Annotated in this window: 11 protein-coding genes; 9 read left to right on the top strand and 2 right to left on the bottom strand. The window is 69.6% G+C overall.

Features of this window, described 5'->3' with window-relative positions; translation table 11 throughout:
• Positions 1–40 precede the first annotated feature (40 nt).
• Together ABTY20_RS16155 and ABTY20_RS16150 are read left to right on the top strand one after the other, a co-directional pair.
• Positions 41–1,699, top strand: coding sequence for an ABC transporter substrate-binding protein (locus ABTY20_RS16155; RefSeq protein WP_351997648.1), 1,659 nt, complete (start codon positions 41–43; stop codon positions 1,697–1,699).
• Between the two features lie 53 nt (positions 1,700–1,752).
• The gene (locus tag ABTY20_RS16150) at positions 1,753–2,436 is read left to right on the top strand and encodes a hypothetical protein (RefSeq protein WP_351997673.1); all 684 of its coding nucleotides are present in this window, start codon (positions 1,753–1,755) and stop codon (positions 2,434–2,436) included.
• Positions 2,437–2,578: 142 nt separating this feature from the next.
• Here the strand turns inward: ABTY20_RS16150 and ABTY20_RS16145 are convergent, their stop codons facing one another.
• Positions 2,579–4,537, bottom strand: coding sequence for an alpha-glucuronidase (locus ABTY20_RS16145; protein WP_351997647.1), 1,959 nt, complete (start codon positions 4,535–4,537; stop codon positions 2,579–2,581).
• A gap of 156 nt (positions 4,538–4,693) precedes the next feature.
• Entirely contained in the window at positions 4,694–8,497 is a 3,804-nt protein-coding gene (locus ABTY20_RS16140; protein ID WP_351997646.1) for a GH92 family glycosyl hydrolase, read from the bottom strand.
• Positions 8,498–8,872: 375 nt separating this feature from the next.
• On the opposite strand from ABTY20_RS16140, the gene ngcE reads away from it, so the two are divergent.
• The 7 genes from ngcE (at position 8,873) to ABTY20_RS16105 (ending at position 17,181) form a co-directional block, all read left to right on the top strand.
• Complete coding sequence (gene ngcE / locus ABTY20_RS16135; RefSeq protein ID WP_351997645.1) at positions 8,873–10,336, top strand: N-acetylglucosamine/diacetylchitobiose ABC transporter substrate-binding protein; 1,464 nt, start codon at positions 8,873–8,875, stop codon at positions 10,334–10,336.
• 76 nt (positions 10,337–10,412) lie between these two features.
• A complete protein-coding gene (locus tag ABTY20_RS16130) occupies positions 10,413–11,345 on the top strand; it encodes a carbohydrate ABC transporter permease (RefSeq protein WP_351997644.1) in 933 nt (310 codons plus the stop codon).
• A 15-nt stretch (positions 11,346–11,360) separates the two neighbouring features.
• Positions 11,361–12,290 (top strand): carbohydrate ABC transporter permease, encoded by a 930-nt coding sequence (locus ABTY20_RS16125; protein ID WP_351997643.1) that lies wholly within the window; start codon positions 11,361–11,363, stop codon positions 12,288–12,290.
• Between the two features lie 180 nt (positions 12,291–12,470).
• On the top strand, positions 12,471–13,682 hold the full coding sequence (locus tag ABTY20_RS16120; protein ID WP_351997642.1) for an ROK family transcriptional regulator: 1,212 nt from the start codon (positions 12,471–12,473) through the stop codon (positions 13,680–13,682).
• A gap of 135 nt (positions 13,683–13,817) precedes the next feature.
• A complete protein-coding gene (locus ABTY20_RS16115) occupies positions 13,818–14,918 on the top strand; it encodes an ABC transporter substrate-binding protein (RefSeq protein ID WP_351997672.1) in 1,101 nt (366 codons plus the stop codon).
• 182 nt (positions 14,919–15,100) lie between these two features.
• Positions 15,101–15,892 carry an ATP-binding cassette domain-containing protein gene (locus ABTY20_RS16110; protein ID WP_351997641.1) on the top strand — a complete coding sequence of 264 codons (792 nt, stop codon included), beginning with the start codon at positions 15,101–15,103 and terminating at the stop codon, positions 15,890–15,892.
• On the top strand, positions 15,889–17,181 hold the full coding sequence (locus ABTY20_RS16105) for a sugar ABC transporter permease (protein ID WP_351997640.1): 1,293 nt from the start codon (positions 15,889–15,891) through the stop codon (positions 17,179–17,181). Before ABTY20_RS16110 ends, ABTY20_RS16105 begins: the two co-directional genes overlap by 4 nt.
• The last annotated feature ends 90 nt before the right edge of the window (positions 17,182–17,271 follow it).

Here is a 17,271-nt window from a genome sequence, read left to right as displayed (position 1 = left end):
CGATCCTCCCCCCGATCCGCCGACGCACAAGGGAGTCCCCGTGAAGAACACCGGACAGCTGTCGCGGCGCCAGGTCCTCGGCGCCGCCGGATTCCTCGGCCTCGCCGCCCTCACCGGCTGCGGCGGCGGAGGCGACGGCGGCGACGCCGAGGACCTGTCGAAGAAGCGCAAGGGCGCCATGAAGGACTACCGCGCCGGCGAGCAGTTCAAGGCCACCGAGCCGCTCACCTTCTCCCTCCTGCACAACAACAACCCGGTCTACCCGCTGAAGGGCGACTGGCTGTTCTGGAAGGAGCTCACCCGGCGCACCGGCGTCACCCTCGAGGCCACCCCGGTCCCGCTGAGCGACTACGAGAAGAAGCGCAGCCTGCTGATCGGCGCGGGCGACGCCCCCCTCCTCATCCCCAAGACCTACCCGGGCCAGGAGACCGCGTTCGTCTCCTCGGGCGCGATCCTCCCGGTCAGCGACCACGTGGACCTGATGCCCCACTTCCGGGACAAGGTCAGGAGATGGAACCTCCAGCCGGAGGTCGACTCGCTGCGCCAGTCCGACGGCCGCTACTACCTGCTGCCCGGACTGCACGAGAAGGTCAGGCAGAGCTACTCGCTGGCCCTGCGCACCGACGTCCTCGACCGGCACGGCCTGAGCCTGCCCACCACCTGGGACGAGGTGTACACGACCCTCAAGGCGCTCAAGGAGGAGTACCCCGACCGCTACCCCCTCACCGACCGCTGGAGCACCAACACCCCCTTCCCCGTCGGCGCGCTGTCCCAGTACCTCGGTCAGGCGTACGGCGTCCGGGCCGGCTGGTCGTACCTGAACACCAGCTGGGACGCGAAGGCGCGGACGTTCGTCTTCACCGGCGCCACGGACGCCTACCGCGGGTTCGTCGAGTACCTGCACAAGCTGGTCGCGGAGAAGCTGATGGACCCCGAGAGCTTCACCCAGACCGACGACGAGGCGGTCCGGAAGATCCTCTCGGAGAAGTCCTTCGCGATCAGCGCCAACCCGCAGGAGCTGGTGCAGAACTACCGCTACAACCTCGGCAAGCAGGTCAAGGGCGCCACCATCGAGATGATCCCGGTGCCGATCGGACCCGCCGGGCCGGTCGTGCCGGGCGGCGCCCGCCTGGAGAACGGCCTGATGATCTCCAGCAAGGCCCTGGAGAGCGACGACTTCGTCGCCCTGATGCAGTTCGTGGACTGGCTCTGGTACTCCGACGCCGGCCAGGAGCTGAGCAAGTGGGGCGTGGAGAACACCACCTTCACCCGCTCCGGCCCCGGGAAGTACGCACTCGAGCCCGGCATCAGCCTCATGGGCTCCGACCCGGACGCCCCCAAGGACCTCCAGAAGGACTTCGGCTTCTCCAACGGCGTCTTCGCCTACGGCGGCAGCTGGGCCCTGGTCTCCTCCTCCTTCGGCCCCGACGAGAAGAGGTTCACCGACGTCATGGCCTCCCGCGAGCAGCTGCCCGTCGACCCGCCGCACCCGCTGCGCGCCGAGGAGCAGGAGCAGGCCACCCTCTGGGACACCCCGCTGAAGGACCACGTCACCCAGAACACCCTGCGGTTCGCCCTCGGCAAGCGCCCGCTCTCCGAGTGGGACGACTACGTCGAGGAGCTGAGGGCCAAGAACATGGACCGGTTCATCGACCTGCACAACCAGGCCCACGAACGGTTCGCGAAGGAGAACGGGTGACCCGCGTCCCCGCCCCGGCGGGACGGACGGCGGCCGCCCGGCCGCCGCACGCCGTGGACACCGTACGGGCCGACGCCTTCGGCACCGGCCCGCTGTCCCGCGCCGCCGCCCTGATCCACACGCTCGTCACCGTCGAGGCCCTGCTGCTGCTCACCGCGGCGCCGGGCCTCGCCGGCCTCTTCCTGCTCGTCCCCGACCCCGCCAACCTGCCCCTCGCCGCCCCCTGCCTGCTGCCCCTGGGCCCGGCCACCTCCGCCGCCCTCTACGCCCTGCACCACCGCGGCCGCGACCTCGCCGCGCTCCACCCGGCCCGCGCCTTCCTGCGCGGCTGGCGGCTGAACACCCTGCCCGTGCTGAGGCTGTGGGCGCCGCTGCTCGCCTGGCTCACGGTGATCGCCTTCACCCTCACCCACTTCCCCGCCACCGGACTCCCCGGCTGGTGGGCGCTGCTGCTCGCGCTGATCGGCACCGGCTCCCTGCTGTGGGGCGCGCACGCCCTGGTCCTCACCTCCCTGTTCACCTTCCGCGCCCGCGACACCGCCCGCCTCGCCGCCCACTTCCTGCCGCGGCACCCCCGCGCCACCCTCGGCGCCCTCTCGCTGCTGATCCTCACCGCCGCCGGCACCGCCCTGCTCACCGAGGCCCTGCCCGCCCTGCTCGCCGCCCCGCTGCTGCTGTCCCTGCTGCACAGCAGCCGCCCGGTGATCGCCGAGACCCGGGAGGACTTCACCGCCTGACCGCGCCCCGCACCCCGAGGGTCCCCCGCGGCGGCGACCACCGCCCGTGCACCGGGGCCGGCACCGACCTGCCCGCCGGCGGACGGACCGGAGGGGACCAGCCGCCCGCCCCCGGCCCGCCCGGCGCGGCGGTCCCGCCGCTTCAGTGAATGGTCCGTCCCCGCTCGTCCGGCACCCCGGACTTGCGCAGGAAGTAGCTGTTGACCTGGTCGCGCCACTCGCGGGCGCTGCACAGCTGCTCCTCGAACCGCTCCGCCACCCGCGCGTGACGGGCCGGGTCCACCAGGTCCGCGAGGCCCGCCCACACCCGGCGGGCCTCCTCGGCCTCCTCGACACCCTCGAAGTGCGTGTCGTAGATGTGCTGGATCACCGTCCTCCCGCTGTGCAGCACATGCCCGTAGGGCACGTGGTGGAAGAACAGCAGCAGCTCGTCGGGGCAGGTCTGCGGCGACTCGTACACCCCGGACCACGGCTCGGCGTACTGACCGGCGTACCCGGTGCCGGTCGCCGTGCTGCGGTCGACGCCGACGCCGTCCCGGTCGGCGAAGTGGTAGGTGCCCCACGGGCTGTACTCGTAGCCGTCCACGCTCGGCCCGTAGTGGTGCCCCGGCTGCACCATGAAGCCGACGCCGAGCGGCGCGGTGTACTTCTCGTACGTCGACCAGGAGCCGTCGAGCACCGCGTGCAGGCCGTCGGCCAGCCGCCGCTCCGCCCCCGGATGGGTCAGCGCGATCCACTCGTCGAGGACGGCCCGCGGATCCGCCGCCGGGTCCCAGGCGAGGCGCCCGAAGGTGTACAGGTTGGCCTGCGCGAGGGGATGACCGGTCCAGAACGGGTCGTCGCCCGCGTTCGACACGGCCACCAGCCCGTCCGCCAGCCGCCCGGTGCTCACCTCCCCGTCCGGCCGGAACCGCAGCACCCCGCTCCACATCGGACCCAGCCAGCAGGCGTGCCGCTGCTGTCCGGTGTACTCCTGCGTGACCTGCAGTTCCACCGCCAGCCGGGTGCCCGGCACGGCGCCGATCAGCGGGGAGACCGGCTCGCGCACCTGGAAGTCCATCGGCCCGTGCTTGACCTGGAGCACCGCGTTCGCCGCGAACCGGCCGTCCAGCGGGGTGAAGTGGTCGTACGCGGCCCGCGCCCGGTCGGTGGCGCGGTCCCGCCAGTCCTGGCGGTGGTCGTAGACGAACGCCCGCCAGTGCACCGTGCCGCCGTACGGCTCCAGCGCGGAAGCCAGCAGGTTCGCGCCGTCGGCGTGCGAGCGGCCGTACGCGAAGGGGCCGGGCTGCCCCTCCGAGTCGGCCTTGACGACGTACCCGCCGAAGTCGCCGATCTCCTCGTACACCCGCCGGGTCGCCTCCGCCCACCAGGCGCGCACCGCCCCGTCCAGCGGGTCGGCGGTGGGCAGCCCGCCCAGCACCATCGGCGCGGCGAAGGTGACCGACAGATGCGTGCGGATGCCGTACGGACGCAACGCGTCGGCGATGGCGGCGACCTCGCCGATCCGGTCGGTGAGGAGGCGGGCCTCGGCCGCGTGCACGTTGACGTTGTTGACGGCGACGGCGTTGATCCCGCAGGCCGCGAGCAGCCTGCCGTACGCCCGCACCCGGTCCAGGTCCCCGCGCGCCCGTCCGTCGGCCCAGAACAGCGAACCGCCCGCGTAGCCGCGTTCGACCTGGCCCATGACCGGGTGCACGGCCACGTTGTCCCAGTGGTCCAGCATGCGCGAGGCGAACGCCGGACGGTGCTCCTCGCGGGCCCGCTCGCCGGCGAAGGCGTCCTCCCCGAGCCGTACCACGTGGAACAGGCCGTACAGCAGGCCCCGGCCGCCGGACGCGGTGACGGTCGTGGTGCCGCCCCGGCGCGTCAGCGCGTAGCCCTCGTCACCGAGCCCGTCGGTCACTTCGAGCACCAGCTCGGCGTCCCCGCCGCCGCCTCGCACGACCCGTCCGCCGAACCGCTCGCAGGCGTCGGTCAGTTCACCGTGCACCGTGTCCACCAGCGGTCCGTCGGCGGCGCGGAGCAGCGAACGCCGGCTGCCCACCGCCCGGAACGCGTCCGCCGGCAGCCAGGCCGCGTCGAAGCCGCCGGAGTCCGTCATCCCCGCTCCCCCCTCGGACGCGCCGCCCGGAGGACACCGGGGGCCGCCCCCATTCTGGTGCGGGGGAGACCGGAGAGGTACCCGTCGGGCCGTGGGGAATCCATGGAAGGGCGGGCCCGGGCGGTGCCCGGACCCGCCGCGCGGGTGGAGGCCGGCTCAGCCCAGCAGTTCCACCTCCGCCAGCGTCGCCTCACCGCTCAGCACCAGCCGGTAGTGGCCGTAGGCCTTCGGCTCGTCGACCGAGAAGGCGCGGGTCTGGCGGTCCCAGCGGAAGGTCTCGTCCGTCCGCCGGTCCAGGTCGGTCCACTCCTCCCCGTCGGCCGAGCCCTGCAGCACCCAGCCCGTGGGCGCCTCGGCGCGGTCCGAGGAGGTCAGCGTGTACTGCACCGCCTCGGTCTCCCCGGTGACGGGCAGCTCCACGGTGGACACCGCGGCGCCGGTCGCCGAGGTGTCGTCGAACAGGGCGCCGGAGCCCTCCAGCGCGTCCTCGCGGGGCGTGGGCACCTCGTCGTCCTTCGTGATCGACACGGGCGCCGCGTCCTCACCCGTGCCCCACGACGACGGACGCGGGCCCATGTCGAACTCCAGGACACCGCCCCCGGAGACCACCGAGTGCGGCAGCGAAGTGGAGTTCCAGCGCTTGCCGTTGACCTTCAGGCCCTGCACGTAGACGTTCTCGGCGCTGTTCCTCGGCGCCCTGACGACCAGCTCGCGGCCGTTCTCCAGGTGCACGGTGACCTTCTTGAACAGCGGGGAGCCGATGGCGTACTCGCCGCTGCCCATCACCAGCGGGTAGAAGCCGAGCGAGGAGAACAGGTACCAGGCCGACTGTTCGCCGTTGTCCTCGTCGCCGTGGTAGCCCTGGCCGATCTCGCTGCCGGTGTAGAGGCGGGACAGCACCTCGCGCACGTTCTCCTGGGTCTTCCAGGGCTGCCCGGCCGCGTCGTACATGTACAGGGCGTGGTGGGCGACCTGGTTGGAGTGGCCGTACATGCCCATCCGGACGTCCCGCGCCTCGGTCATCTCGTGGATGACGCCGCCGTAGGAGCCCTTGAACTCGGGGGAGGCCGTCTCGGGCGTGGAGAGGTACGCGTCGAGCTTGTCGCCGAGGCCGTCCCGGCCGCCGTACAGGTTGGCCAGGCCCCGGCTGTCCTGCGGGGCGGTGAAGGCGTAGCCCCAGCCGTTGGTCTCGGTGTAGTCGTGGCCCCACACGCGCGGGTCGTACGCGGAGGACTCCACGCGCCAGTTCCCCTCGGCGTCCTTGCCCTGGAAGAAGCCGGCCTCGGGGTCGAAGAGGTTGACGTAGTCCTGGGCGCGGTCGAGGAAGTACGCCGACTCCTCCCGGTAGCGCTTCTCGCCCGTCTTCCGGTGGAGGGCCTCGCCCATCTTCGCGATGCCGTAGTCGTTGAGGTAGCCCTCCAGCGCCCACGACAGGCCCTCGTGCGTCTCGGTGCCGGTGTAGCCGAGGAACGGCGAGGTCGCCATGCCCTTGCGGCCCACACCGGACGAGGGCGGCACCACGGTGGCGTTCTTCACCGCCGCGTCGTACGCGGCCTCGGCGTCGAAGTCGACGCCCTTGACGTACGCGTCGGCGAACGCGACGTCCGAGGAGGTGCCGGTCATCAGGTCGGCGTAGCCGGGGGAGGACCAGCGGGAGGTCCAGCCGCCGTCCTTGTAGTGCTGCACGAACCCGTCGACCAGCTCACCGGCCTTGGACGGGGTCAGGAAGGAGTACGCCGGCCAGGTGGTCCGGTAGGTGTCCCAGAAGCCGTTGTTGACGTACACCTTGCCGTCGACGATCTTCGCGCCGGTGTGCGTCGGGGTGTCGGCCGACTCCATCCTCGAGAAGGGGGAGGCGTACTTGTACGTCCCGTCCACCTTCTCGTGGCCGGAGTTCGGGTACAAATACAGCCGGTAGAGGCTGGAGTAGAGCGTGGTCAGCTGGTCCGGGGTGGCGCCCTCGACCTCGACCTTGCCGAGGATGCGGTCCCACTGGCGCTGGGCGTCGCGCCTGACCTCGTCGAAGGAGGTGCGGCTCGGCAGCTCCTGGCGCAGGTTGTCCTTCGCCTGCTCGACGCCGATCAGCGAGGTCGCCAGGCGCAGCGTCACCGTGCGGTCCTCGCCGGCGTCGAAGCGCAGGTAGCCCTTGACGCCCTTGGCGTCGCCCTCGACGACCCTCTTGTCGAACTCGCCGTACACGAACAGCCGGGTGGCGCCCGTGGAGAGCCCGGACTTGACGTCCGAGTAGCCGGTGAAGGTGCCGTTCTCCTCGTCGAGGGTCAGGCCGGCCTGGTCGGTGACGTTGTCGAAGAGCACGCTCGCGTCGTCGCCGGGGAAGGTGAAGCGCATCGCCGCCGCGTGGTCGGTCGGCGCCATCTCCGCCTTCAGGCCGTTCTCGAAGCGCACGCCGTAGTAGTGGGGCCGCGCGGTCTCGTTCTCGTGCCGGAACGCCAGCTCGCGCTCCTCACGGCCGGTGTCCGGGGTGCCGGAGGCGGCGGACGGCATCACCTGGAAGGTCTGCCGGTCGCCCATCCAGGGGCTCGGCTCGTGGCTCGCGCTGAACGCCTGGATCGTCGGCAGGTTGTCCGCGTTGTTGCCGCGCGCGTAGTCGTACAGCCAGCTCAGCGAACCGGCGTTGGTGACCGGGGTCCAGAAGTTGAAGCCGTGCGGCACGGCCGTCGCGGGGAAGTTGTTGCCGCGCGAGAACCCGCCGCTGGAGTTGGTGCCCCGGGTCGTCACCGCGTAGTCGGAGAGGTGGGCCTTCGGCCGCTCGGGCTTGACCGGCTTCAGCGCCACGTCGTCCAGCCAGCCGCGGAACTTGGTCTCACCCTTGGGGGAGTCGTACGCCACCAGGATCCGGTCGACGGTCTTGCCGGCGGCCACCGAGCCGATCCGGGAGACCACGTTGTTCCACTGGTTGACGTACAGGATCTTCGAGGCGCCCTGCCCCCGCGGGGTGAGCGGGAAGCCGTGCTGGTCGGTGGCGCGCAGGTCGCTCAGATAGGTGCCGTCGGTGAAGGCGAGGTCGACGGAGACGTTGGTGGAGTCGTAGTCGAGATCGCCGTCCGCCATCGACGGGAAGACGCGGTACGACAGTTCGGTGTTCCGCTCGACCCTCGTGTGGACGTCGAACACCTTGTTGTACGAGTACGCCCGCCCGTCGCTGGTGTGCCGGCCGGCGTAGCGCAGGGCGCGCTTGCCGGTGAACCCGGCGCCCGCCTTGGCCGTCGGCGAGCCGGTGGGGCCGCGGTCGACCAGCGAGAGCATGTCCTGCGGGAAGGGCGCCTCGTCGTCGCCGGTGGAGAACTGGACGTCGGCGAGCTGGACGATGCCGCCGCCGCCGTTCCTGGTGATCTCCAGCCGGAAGTGCCGGTACTCGGCGACGGCGGCGGCGTCGATGTCGTAGAGCCTGGTCTGGAAGCGCTGCGCGAACGTCTCGCCCGAGCGGGTGTCGAGGGTCTTCCACTCCTCGCCGTCGGTGGATCCCTTGAGGGTCCAGTCCCTCGGGTCGCGCTCGGCGGCGTCGTTGGCGGAGGTGAGGGCGTAACGGACCGCCCTCACGGGGGCGTCCAGGTCGAACTCCACCCAGCCGGTGGACTCGAAGGCCAGCCACTTGCTGCTCGGCTCGCCGTCGACGAGGTTCTCCTTCACCTCCCCGCCGCCGGTGTTCTCCGCGCTGGCGCGCACGTCCGTGACGTGGTCGGTGACGTTGCCCGGAATGCCCGAGCTGTAACCGCCGTCCACCCCCGAGGCGCGCTTCCGGCCGCCCCGCGTGGTGTCGACGGTGTTCTGCCAGTCCGGGGCGGGCTCCCCGGCCTCGAACGACGACGCGAACGCGCGGTCCGCCTTCGGGGGCGCCTTCGGCAGCGCCACCGCGACGCCCTGGGAACCCGCGGCCAGAGCGAAGGCGGTCGCCGCGACGACCGCCGTCCCCCATCTGTGCCGAACCCTGCTGTGCATGCGTGAGGACCCTCCCTGCGCTGGACAACGTTGTCAAACAGATGCGCAAGGTCCAGTAGCGCGCCAAGTGACCCCTGGTGTCAAGGGTGTTGAATGCGGCATTCCAGTCCGGCGGCAATGATTTCTCCGCCGGGGAACGCGCGGGAGGCCGATATTCCCGCGAGGTCTCAACTCGGAAAAGACCGGAGGTGAACCTTGCGTTCGATCTTGCTCCGTCGGCGTGAAGTGGACTATACCTGTCGGCACTCCGGGGGCGTCCTCACCGCACCCGACCCGTACCAGCCGCACCTCCTGCACGACCCAGCGTGACCCGAACGCGGTGCCGGGAAGGATCCGGTTCACCGCCTGAGTCCTGGAGAAGGCGAGGACTTGAGCATGGGATCCACTTCCGCCGAGAACGACGGCACCGGTTCCACCGGGGACCACGGCACCGGCGTGGGACGCCGCGCACTGATCAAGCGGTCCGCCGCGCTCGGCCTGGCTTCCGCACCGGCGATGAGTTTCCTGTCCGCGTGTGCCAGCGGGGGCGGGGGCGACGATTCCGGTGAGAACGAGGGCAAGGCGTCCGAGTCCAATCCGTTCGGCGTCAAGAAGGGCAGCAAACTCGACGTCGTCATCTTCAAGGGCGGTTACGGCGACGACTACGCCAAGGCGTGGGAGGCCGCGTTCAAGAAGAAGTGGGGCGTCACCTCCGTCCACACCGGCACCCAGGAGATCACGGGCAAGCTCCAGCCCCGCTTCAACGCGGGCAACCCGCCGGACATCGTCGACGACTCCGGCAACCAGCAGATCCCGATCGACGTGCTCGCCAAGAACGGCCAGCTCCTCGACCTCGCCGACGTGCTGGACGCGCCGTCGGTCGACGACCCGGCCACGAAGGTCCGCGACACCCTGATCCCCGGCACGCTCGACGCCGGTCTGCAGGAGGGCAAGGTCGTCGCCCTCAACTACATCTACACGGTGTGGGGTCTGTGGTACTCCGGCAAGCTCTTCCGGGAGAAGGGCTGGGAGGCGCCCAGGACCTGGGACGACTTCCTCGCCGTCTGCGAGGACGCCAAGGCCCAGGGCATCGGCGGCCTCGCCCACCAGGGCAAGTACCCGTACTACATCAACGTCGCCATCATGGACCTGATCGCCAAGAAGGGCGGCCTGGACGCCATGAAGGCGATCGACAACCTCGACCCCAAGGCGTTCGTGGGCTCCGACGCCGCCACCGAGGCCGTCGAGGCCGTCTACGAGGTCGTCGAGAAGGGCTATCTGATGCCCGGGACCAACGGCCTGACCCACACCGAGTCGCAGACCCGCTGGAACCAGTACAAGGCCGCCTTCATCACCAGCGGTTCCTGGCTCGAGAACGAGCAGCTCAAGACGACGCCGGCGGACTTCGACATGAAGTTCCTGCCGATGCCGCTGCTGCCGGACAGCGCGCTGCCGTTCGAGGCGATCCGGGCCGGCTCCGGCGAGCCGTTCATCATCCCGTCCAAGGCCAGGAACCTCCCGGCGGCCAAGGAGTTCATGCGGATGATGCTCTCCAGGGAATGGTCGACGCTGTTCGCCAAGGAGGCGAACTCGCTGACCATCCTGAAGGACGGCGTCGATCCGGACGTCCGGCTGCGGCCGGGCACCCAGTCCACCGTCGAGGCCTCCAAGGCGGCCGGCGACCACACCTTCCGCTACCTGTACACCGAGTGGTACAGCGAGATGAACTCCGCCATCGAGAACGCCTCCAACGAGCTGATGGCCCGGCGCATCCAGCCCAAGGAATGGCTCAAGCGGGCCCAGACCGCGGTCGACAAGCAGGCCAAGGACCCGGATGCGAAGAAGAACCACCGCGACTGATGCTCGCTCGACCGACCGCATTCCGGACCGGGACGCATCCCGGTCCGCAGCGGCCACACCCAGGGGCAGGACCGTCATGCGCAAAGGGCAGCACCGGTTCGTCGCGGGATTCCTCTTCCTTCCCGTGGCGCTCTATCTGATATTCGTCATCTGGCCGTACGTCCAGACCTTCGGCTATTCGCTGACCGACTGGAAGGGGCAGTCGCAGACCTTCGCATTCGTCGGCCTGGACAACTACACGGCGTTGTTCCAGGACGACGTCTTCATGGGCGCCATCCGGCACAACATCCTGTTCCTGGTGTTCGTCCCGGTGATCACCATTCTGCTCGCGCTGTTCTTCGCCTTCATGCTGAACGCGGGCGGACGCGGCCGTTCCGGAGGGGTCTCCGGAGTCGCCGGATCGGCGTACTACCGGGTGATCTATTTCTTTCCGCAGGTGTTGTCGCTGGCGATCCTCGCCGTCCTCTTCGGCGCCGTCTACCGCAGTGACGGCGGCGGCATGCTCAACGGGGTCCTGATCGAACTGGGGCTCGTCGACAGGAACGATCCCGTGGAATGGCTCAACGAGCCGGACTTCGTGCTGTGGGCGCTCATCGCGGTGGTCGTCTGGCACGGCGTCGGTTTCTATCTGGTGCTCTTCTCCGCCGCCATGCAGTCCATTCCGCGGGACATCTACGAGGCCGCGCTCATCGACGGAGCGGGCCGGGCCCAGTCCTTCTTCCGCATCACCCTGCCACTGCTGTGGGACTCCGTGCAGACCGCCTGGGTCTATCTCGGCATCGTCGCGATGGACATGTTCATCCTGGTCTCCACCATGACCTCCGGCCGGGGCTACGGCGGCGGCCCCGACCACGCCAGCGAGGTCATGGCGACCGTGATGATGCGGAACTTCCTCGTGTACGGCCGCAGCGGCTACGCCTGCGCCATGGGCGTGGTCATGCTGCTCCTCACCCTGATCGTGTCCGTGGTCATGCTGCGCGCCACCCGTCGCGAGCGCATCGAGTTCTGAGGCGGAGCAACGACGATGAGCGCACCTCTCAAGGAAACCGCCCCCGCACAGGGCCCCACCCCGCCGCCGGCCGGCAGGGGCGCCGTCCGCCCGGGCGACCGGCGCGGCGAAGGCGTCGTGCTGAACGTCTTCTCGCACGGCTTCCTCGCCCTGTGGGCGGTGCTGATCGTGCTGCCGCTGCTGTGGCTGGTGCTCAGCTCCTTCCGGACCGACGCGCAGATCGGCGGCTCCGCCTTCGGCCTGCCGCGGAACTGGGACTTCGGCGTCTTCTCCCGCGCCTGGGAGAAGGGCATCGGCGACTACTTCGCCAGCACGGTCATCGTGCTGGCGATCTCGGTGCCGCTGACGATGCTGCTGGGCTCCATGGCGGCCTACGTACTGGCCCGCTACACGTTCCGGGGCAACCGCCTGCTGTACTACTTCTTCGTCGCCGGCGCGATGTTCCCCGTCTTCCTGGCCCTGGTGCCGCTGTTCTTCATGGTCAAGCGGCTGGACATGCTGAACACCTACCACGGCCTGGCCCTGGTGTACGTGGCCTACTCGCTGCCGTTCACGGTGTTCTTCCTGCACGCCTTCTTCCGGACCCTGCCCACGGCGGTCTTCGAGGCGGCGGTCCTCGACGGCGCCTCGCACACCCGGACCTTCTTCCAGGTGATGCTCCCCATGGCCAAGCCCGGTCTGCTGAGCGTCGGCATCTTCAACACGCTGGGCCAGTGGAACCAGTACATCCTGCCGACGGTGCTGATGCAGCCGCAGAGCGGTGACGATCCGGAACGCTACGTGCTGACCCAGGGACTGATCCAGCTCCAGCAGCAGCAGGGGTACGCCTCCGACCTCCCGGTGCTCTTCGCGGGCGTGACGATCGCCATGGTTCCCATGCTGGTGGTCTACCTGTCCTTCCAGCGCCAGGTGCAGGCCGGTCTCACCTCCGCCACCTTGAAGTAACCCTTCGGAACCCCTCGCGCACACGCCGCTCCCGTCCCTGGAAGCGGCGCGTGCCGCTGTGTCCGTGCACCCGGAAACAGTTCAACCTCTTGACGGGAGGCGACCCGAACGGCTCAGCTTAGAGTTCACTAGTTGGACATAGGGGCCCCGCCGAAGCGGCCCCGCGCGCAGGAGGTCGTCGTGGAGACTCCGGGGTCGCAGTCGTCGCTGCACCGAGCCAACCTGGAGCGGGTCGTTCGAGCAGTACGCCTTGCGGGTTCCCTCACCCAGGCCGAGATCGCGAGGACGACCGGCCTGTCCGCGGCCACGGTCTCCAACATCGTCAGGGAACTGAAGGACGGCGGAACGGTCGAGGTCACGCCCACCTCGTCGGGCGGCCGACGGGCCCGCAGCGTCTCGCTGAGCGGGGACGCCGGGATCGTCGTCGGGGTCGACTTCGGGCACACCCATTTGCGGGTCGCGGTCGGGAACCTCGCCCATCAGGTGCTGGCCGAGGAGTCCGAGCCGCTGGACGTGGACGCGTCCTCGGCCCAGGGACTGGCCCGGGCGGAGCAGTTGGTCAACCGGCTGATCGAGGCGACCGGGGTGAGCCCGTCCAAGGTCGCGGGCGTGGGCCTCGGCGTGCCGGGGCCGATCGACGTGGAGTCCGGGACCCTGGGCTCGACCGCGATCCTGCCCGGCTGGACCGGCGCCAGGCCCGCCGAGGAGCTGCGGGGGCGGCTCGGCGTGCCGGTGCACGTGGACAACGACGCCAACCTCGGCGCCCTCGGCGAGATGGTCTGGGGCAGCGGCCGGGGCGTGCGCGACCTGGCGTACATCAAGGTCGCCAGCGGCGTCGGCGCCGGCCTGGTGATCGACGGGAAGATCTACCGCGGACCGGGCGGCACCGCGGGTGAGATCGGACACATCACGCTCGACGAGTCCGGTCCCGTCTGCCGCTGCGGCAACCGCGGCTGCCTGGAGACCTTCACGGCCGCGCGCTACGTCCTCCCGCTGCTGCAGCCCAGTCACGGCACCGACCTGACGATGGAGGGCGTCGTGCGGCTGGCGCGGGACGGGGACCCCGGGTGCCGGCGGGTGATCGCCGACGTCGGCCGTCACATCGGCAGCGGGGTCGCCAACCTCTGCAATCTGTTGAACCCGAGCCGGGTGGTCCTCGGCGGTGATCTCGCCGAGGCCGGCGAGCTGGTGCTCGGGCCGATCCGGGAGTCCGTCGGCCGCTACGCGATCCCCAGTGCGGCACGTCAACTGTCCGTTCTGCCCGGGGCACTTGGCGGTCGTGCGGAGGTGCTCGGAGCACTCGCCCTCGCCCTCAGCGAGATGGGTGATTCAACCCTTTTGGACGGAACCATGGGAGGGTCGCTCACCGCGGCGACCCCTGCCTTCACTTAGAGAACGGATGGCACCGTTGCCATCTCGTTAAGGATTTACTTCTTGACGTCGCACGTGTGGCCGAGTTGACTTCCAGCCACCTCGGCCGCAACGACGCGGCCTCGTCAGGGAGGTTTAGTAGAAGTGAACACGCGTATGCGTCGTGCCGCCGTCGCCATCGCCACCGGTGCGATGGCCGTCTCGCTCGCCGCCTGTGGCAGCGCCAAGGAGTCGGGCGACAAGAAGGACTCCGGCGACTCCGCCGCCAAGGGCGACGCCATCAAGGTCGGCCTGCTCCTGCCGGAGAACCAGACCGCGCGGTACGAGAAGCTCGACAAGCCCTTGATCGAGAAGAAGGTCAAGGAGCTCACGAACAACAAGGGCGAGGTTGTCTACAACAACGCCAAGCAGGACGCCAGCCTGCAGAACCAGCAGGTCGAGACGATGATCACCAACAAGGTGGACGTCCTCATCATCGACGCGGTGGACTCCAAGGCCATCGCCGGCTCGGTGAAGAAGGCCAAGGACGCCGGCATCCCGGTCGTGGCCTACGACCGCCTCGCCGAGGGCCCGATCGACGCCTACACCTCGTTCGACAACGTGACCGTCGGCAAGACGCAGGGCGAGGCCCTCCTCGAGGCCCTGGGCGACAAGGCCAAGAAGGGCCAGATCGTCATGATGAACGGGTCCGCCACCGACCCGAACGCGGCCATGTTCAAGGAGGGCGCGCACTCCGTCCTCGACGGCAAGGTGAAGATCGGCCGCGAGTACGACACCAAGGAGTGGAAGCCGGAGAACGCCAACTCCAACATGGAGGGCGCCATCTCCGCCCTCGGCAAGAAGAAGATCGTCGGCGTCTACTCCGCCAACGACGGCATGGCGGGCGGCATCATCACCGCCCTCAAGGCCGCCGGCCTCGACGACGTCCCGGTCACCGGCCAGGACGCCGAACTCGCCGGTGTGCAGCGCATCGTCACCGGTGAGCAGTACATGAGCGTCTACAAGCCGTACCCGCAGGAGGCGGACGTCGCCGCGGAGATGGCCGTGCTGCTGGCCCAGGGCAAGTCGCTGGACTCCGTCGCCAAGGACAAGGTCGACAGCCCCACCGACAAGGGCATCCCGTCGGTGATCGTCCCGGTCGTGTCGCTGACCCAGGAGAACATCAACGACACCGTGATCAAGGACGGCATCTACACCGTCGAGGAGATCTGCTCGGGCAAGTACAAGGCCGCCTGCGACAAGATCGGCCTCAAGTAAGCAGTCCCCACCTCCCGTGACGAGCAGGGGAGTCCGTGACCCGGACCCCCCGCACGGGACCGACTGCCACGCGCTTCCGCCGGCGCCCCGCACACATCAGCCCCGCAAGCTACGCGGGGCGCCGGACGGAACACCCCCCCAAACTTCTGCACAACCTCCCGCCGGGTCAGGCGGCGAAGGAGATGGTTCACGTGTCCGCTACGCCCGTGCTGGCGTTGCGCGGGGTCTCCAAGCGTTTCGGTGCCGTCCAGGCGCTCACCGACGTAGAGCTTGAGGTCCACGCCGGTGAGGTGGTCGCCCTGGTGGGCGACAACGGCGCCGGAAAGTCCACGCTGGTCAAGACGATCGCCGGCGTGCACCCCATCGATGAGGGATCCATCGAGTGGGACGGCAAGACCGTCCAGATCAGCAAGCCCCACGACGCCCAGAACCTGGGCATCGCGACGGTCTACCAGGACCTCGCGCTGTGCGACAACATCGACGTCGTCGGCAACCTCTACCTGGGCCGGGAGATCCGCAGGCGCGGAGTCCTGGACGAGGTGGAGATGGAGCGCCGCTCCCGCGAGCTCCTCGACACCCTGTCGATCCGCATCCCCAGCGTCCGGATCCCGATCGCCTCCCTCTCCGGCGGTCAGCGCCAGGTCGTGGCCATCGCCCGGTCCATGCTCGGCGAGCCCAAGCTGGTGATCCTGGACGAGCCCACCGCCGCCCTCGGCGTCGAGCAGACCGCGCAGGTCCTCGACCTCGTCGAGCGGCTGCGCGAGCGCGGCCACGCGGTCATCCTCATCAGCCACAACATGGCCGATGTGAAGGCCGTGGCGGACAAGGTCGCCGTCCTGCGCCTCGGGCGCAACAACGGCGTCTTCGAGGTCAAGTCGACCTCGCAGGAAGAAATCATCTCCGCCATCACGGGCGCCACGGACAACGCCGTGACCCGTCGTGCGGCGCGCACCAATGGGGAGATCAAGAAGTGAGCACCGAAAAGACCTCCACCCCCACCGAGGACCACGCCGTCAAGAACCCCGAGGCGGCCGCCGCGGCCGTCACCGCGGTCGACCCCCGGCTGCTGGTGCGCGAACAGGGCCTCGCGGGTTACCTCAACGAGTTCAAGCGGAAGATGAAGGCCGGCGACCTCGGCTCCCTTCCCGTCGTGGTCGGCCTGCTGGTCATCTGGGCCATCTTCACCAGCCTGAACTCCAACTTCCTCACCGCCGGCAACTTCTCCGACATGTCCGTCGCCATGGTCGGCACGGGCCTGATCGCCGTCGGCATCGTCTTCGTCCTGCTGCTCGGCGAGATCGACCTGTCGGTCGGCTCGGTCAGCGGTGTCGCGGGCGCCACCTTCGCGGTGCTGAACATCACCCACGGGATGAACGAGATCCTGGCCCTGGTGCTGGCGATCCTCACCGGCACGGTCGCCGGAGCGATCCACGGCGTCATCTTCGCCCGGATCGGCGTGCCGGCCTTCGCCGTGACCCTCGCCGGCCTGCTGTTCTGGCAGGGCTTCATGCTCCAGATCCTGGGCGACAACGGCACCATCAACCTCGACTCCGACGGTCTGGTCGTCAAGCTGACCAGCTACTACTTCTCGGACGTGGCCGCCGCCTACGGCCTGGCGATCGTCGTGACCGCGGCGTACTTCCTCACGGCCTTCTTCGACAACCGCCGCCGCGAGGCCGCCGGTGTGCCGTCCCGCCCGCTGAACGAGATCATCGTGCGGACCGTGCTGCTCGCGGTCCTGGCCTTCGCCGTCGCGATCGTCTTCAACCAGTACAAGGGCCTGCCGCTGGCCGTGGTGATCTTCCTGGCCTTCCTGGTCCTCACGGACTTCGTGCTGCGCCGCACCTCCTACGGCCGCAAGGTGTTCGCGCTCGGCGGCAGCGTCGAGGCGTCCCGCCGTGCCGGCATCAACGTGGAACTGGTCCGGATCTCGGTCTTCGCGATCGCCGGTACGTTCGCCGCGATCGGCGGCCTGTTCGTCGCCTCGAAGATCGCCTCCGCCAACCAGGGCGCCGGTACCGGCGAGTTCCTGATGAACGTCATCGCCGCCGCCGTCATCGGCGGTACCTCGCTCTTCGGCGGCCGTGGCCGCACGTGGGACGCGCTGCTCGGTGTGATGGTCATCGTCTCGATCCAGTACGGACTCGCCCTGGAAGGCATCGCCTCCCCGGTGCAGTACATGATCACCGGTGGTGTGCTGCTGGCGACCGTCGTCATCGACGCGATCACCCGCAGGACCCAGAAGACGGCCGGGCGCGCCTAGGGCCTCTCGTTTGGATCAGGTCGGCCGCGACCGACGGTGCGTCGTGGCCGACCCGAGCGGGGTTTGGTGCGTGCAGATGCAAGGCGGAGG

It is taken from the genome of Streptomyces sp. NPDC126497 (assembly GCF_040302425.1).
In the GTDB taxonomy this organism is placed as follows: Bacteria; Actinomycetota; Actinomycetes; order Streptomycetales; family Streptomycetaceae; genus Streptomyces.
The sequence above is the reverse complement of the archived record's forward strand: the minus strand, read 5'-3'. Positions and strand labels throughout refer to the sequence as shown.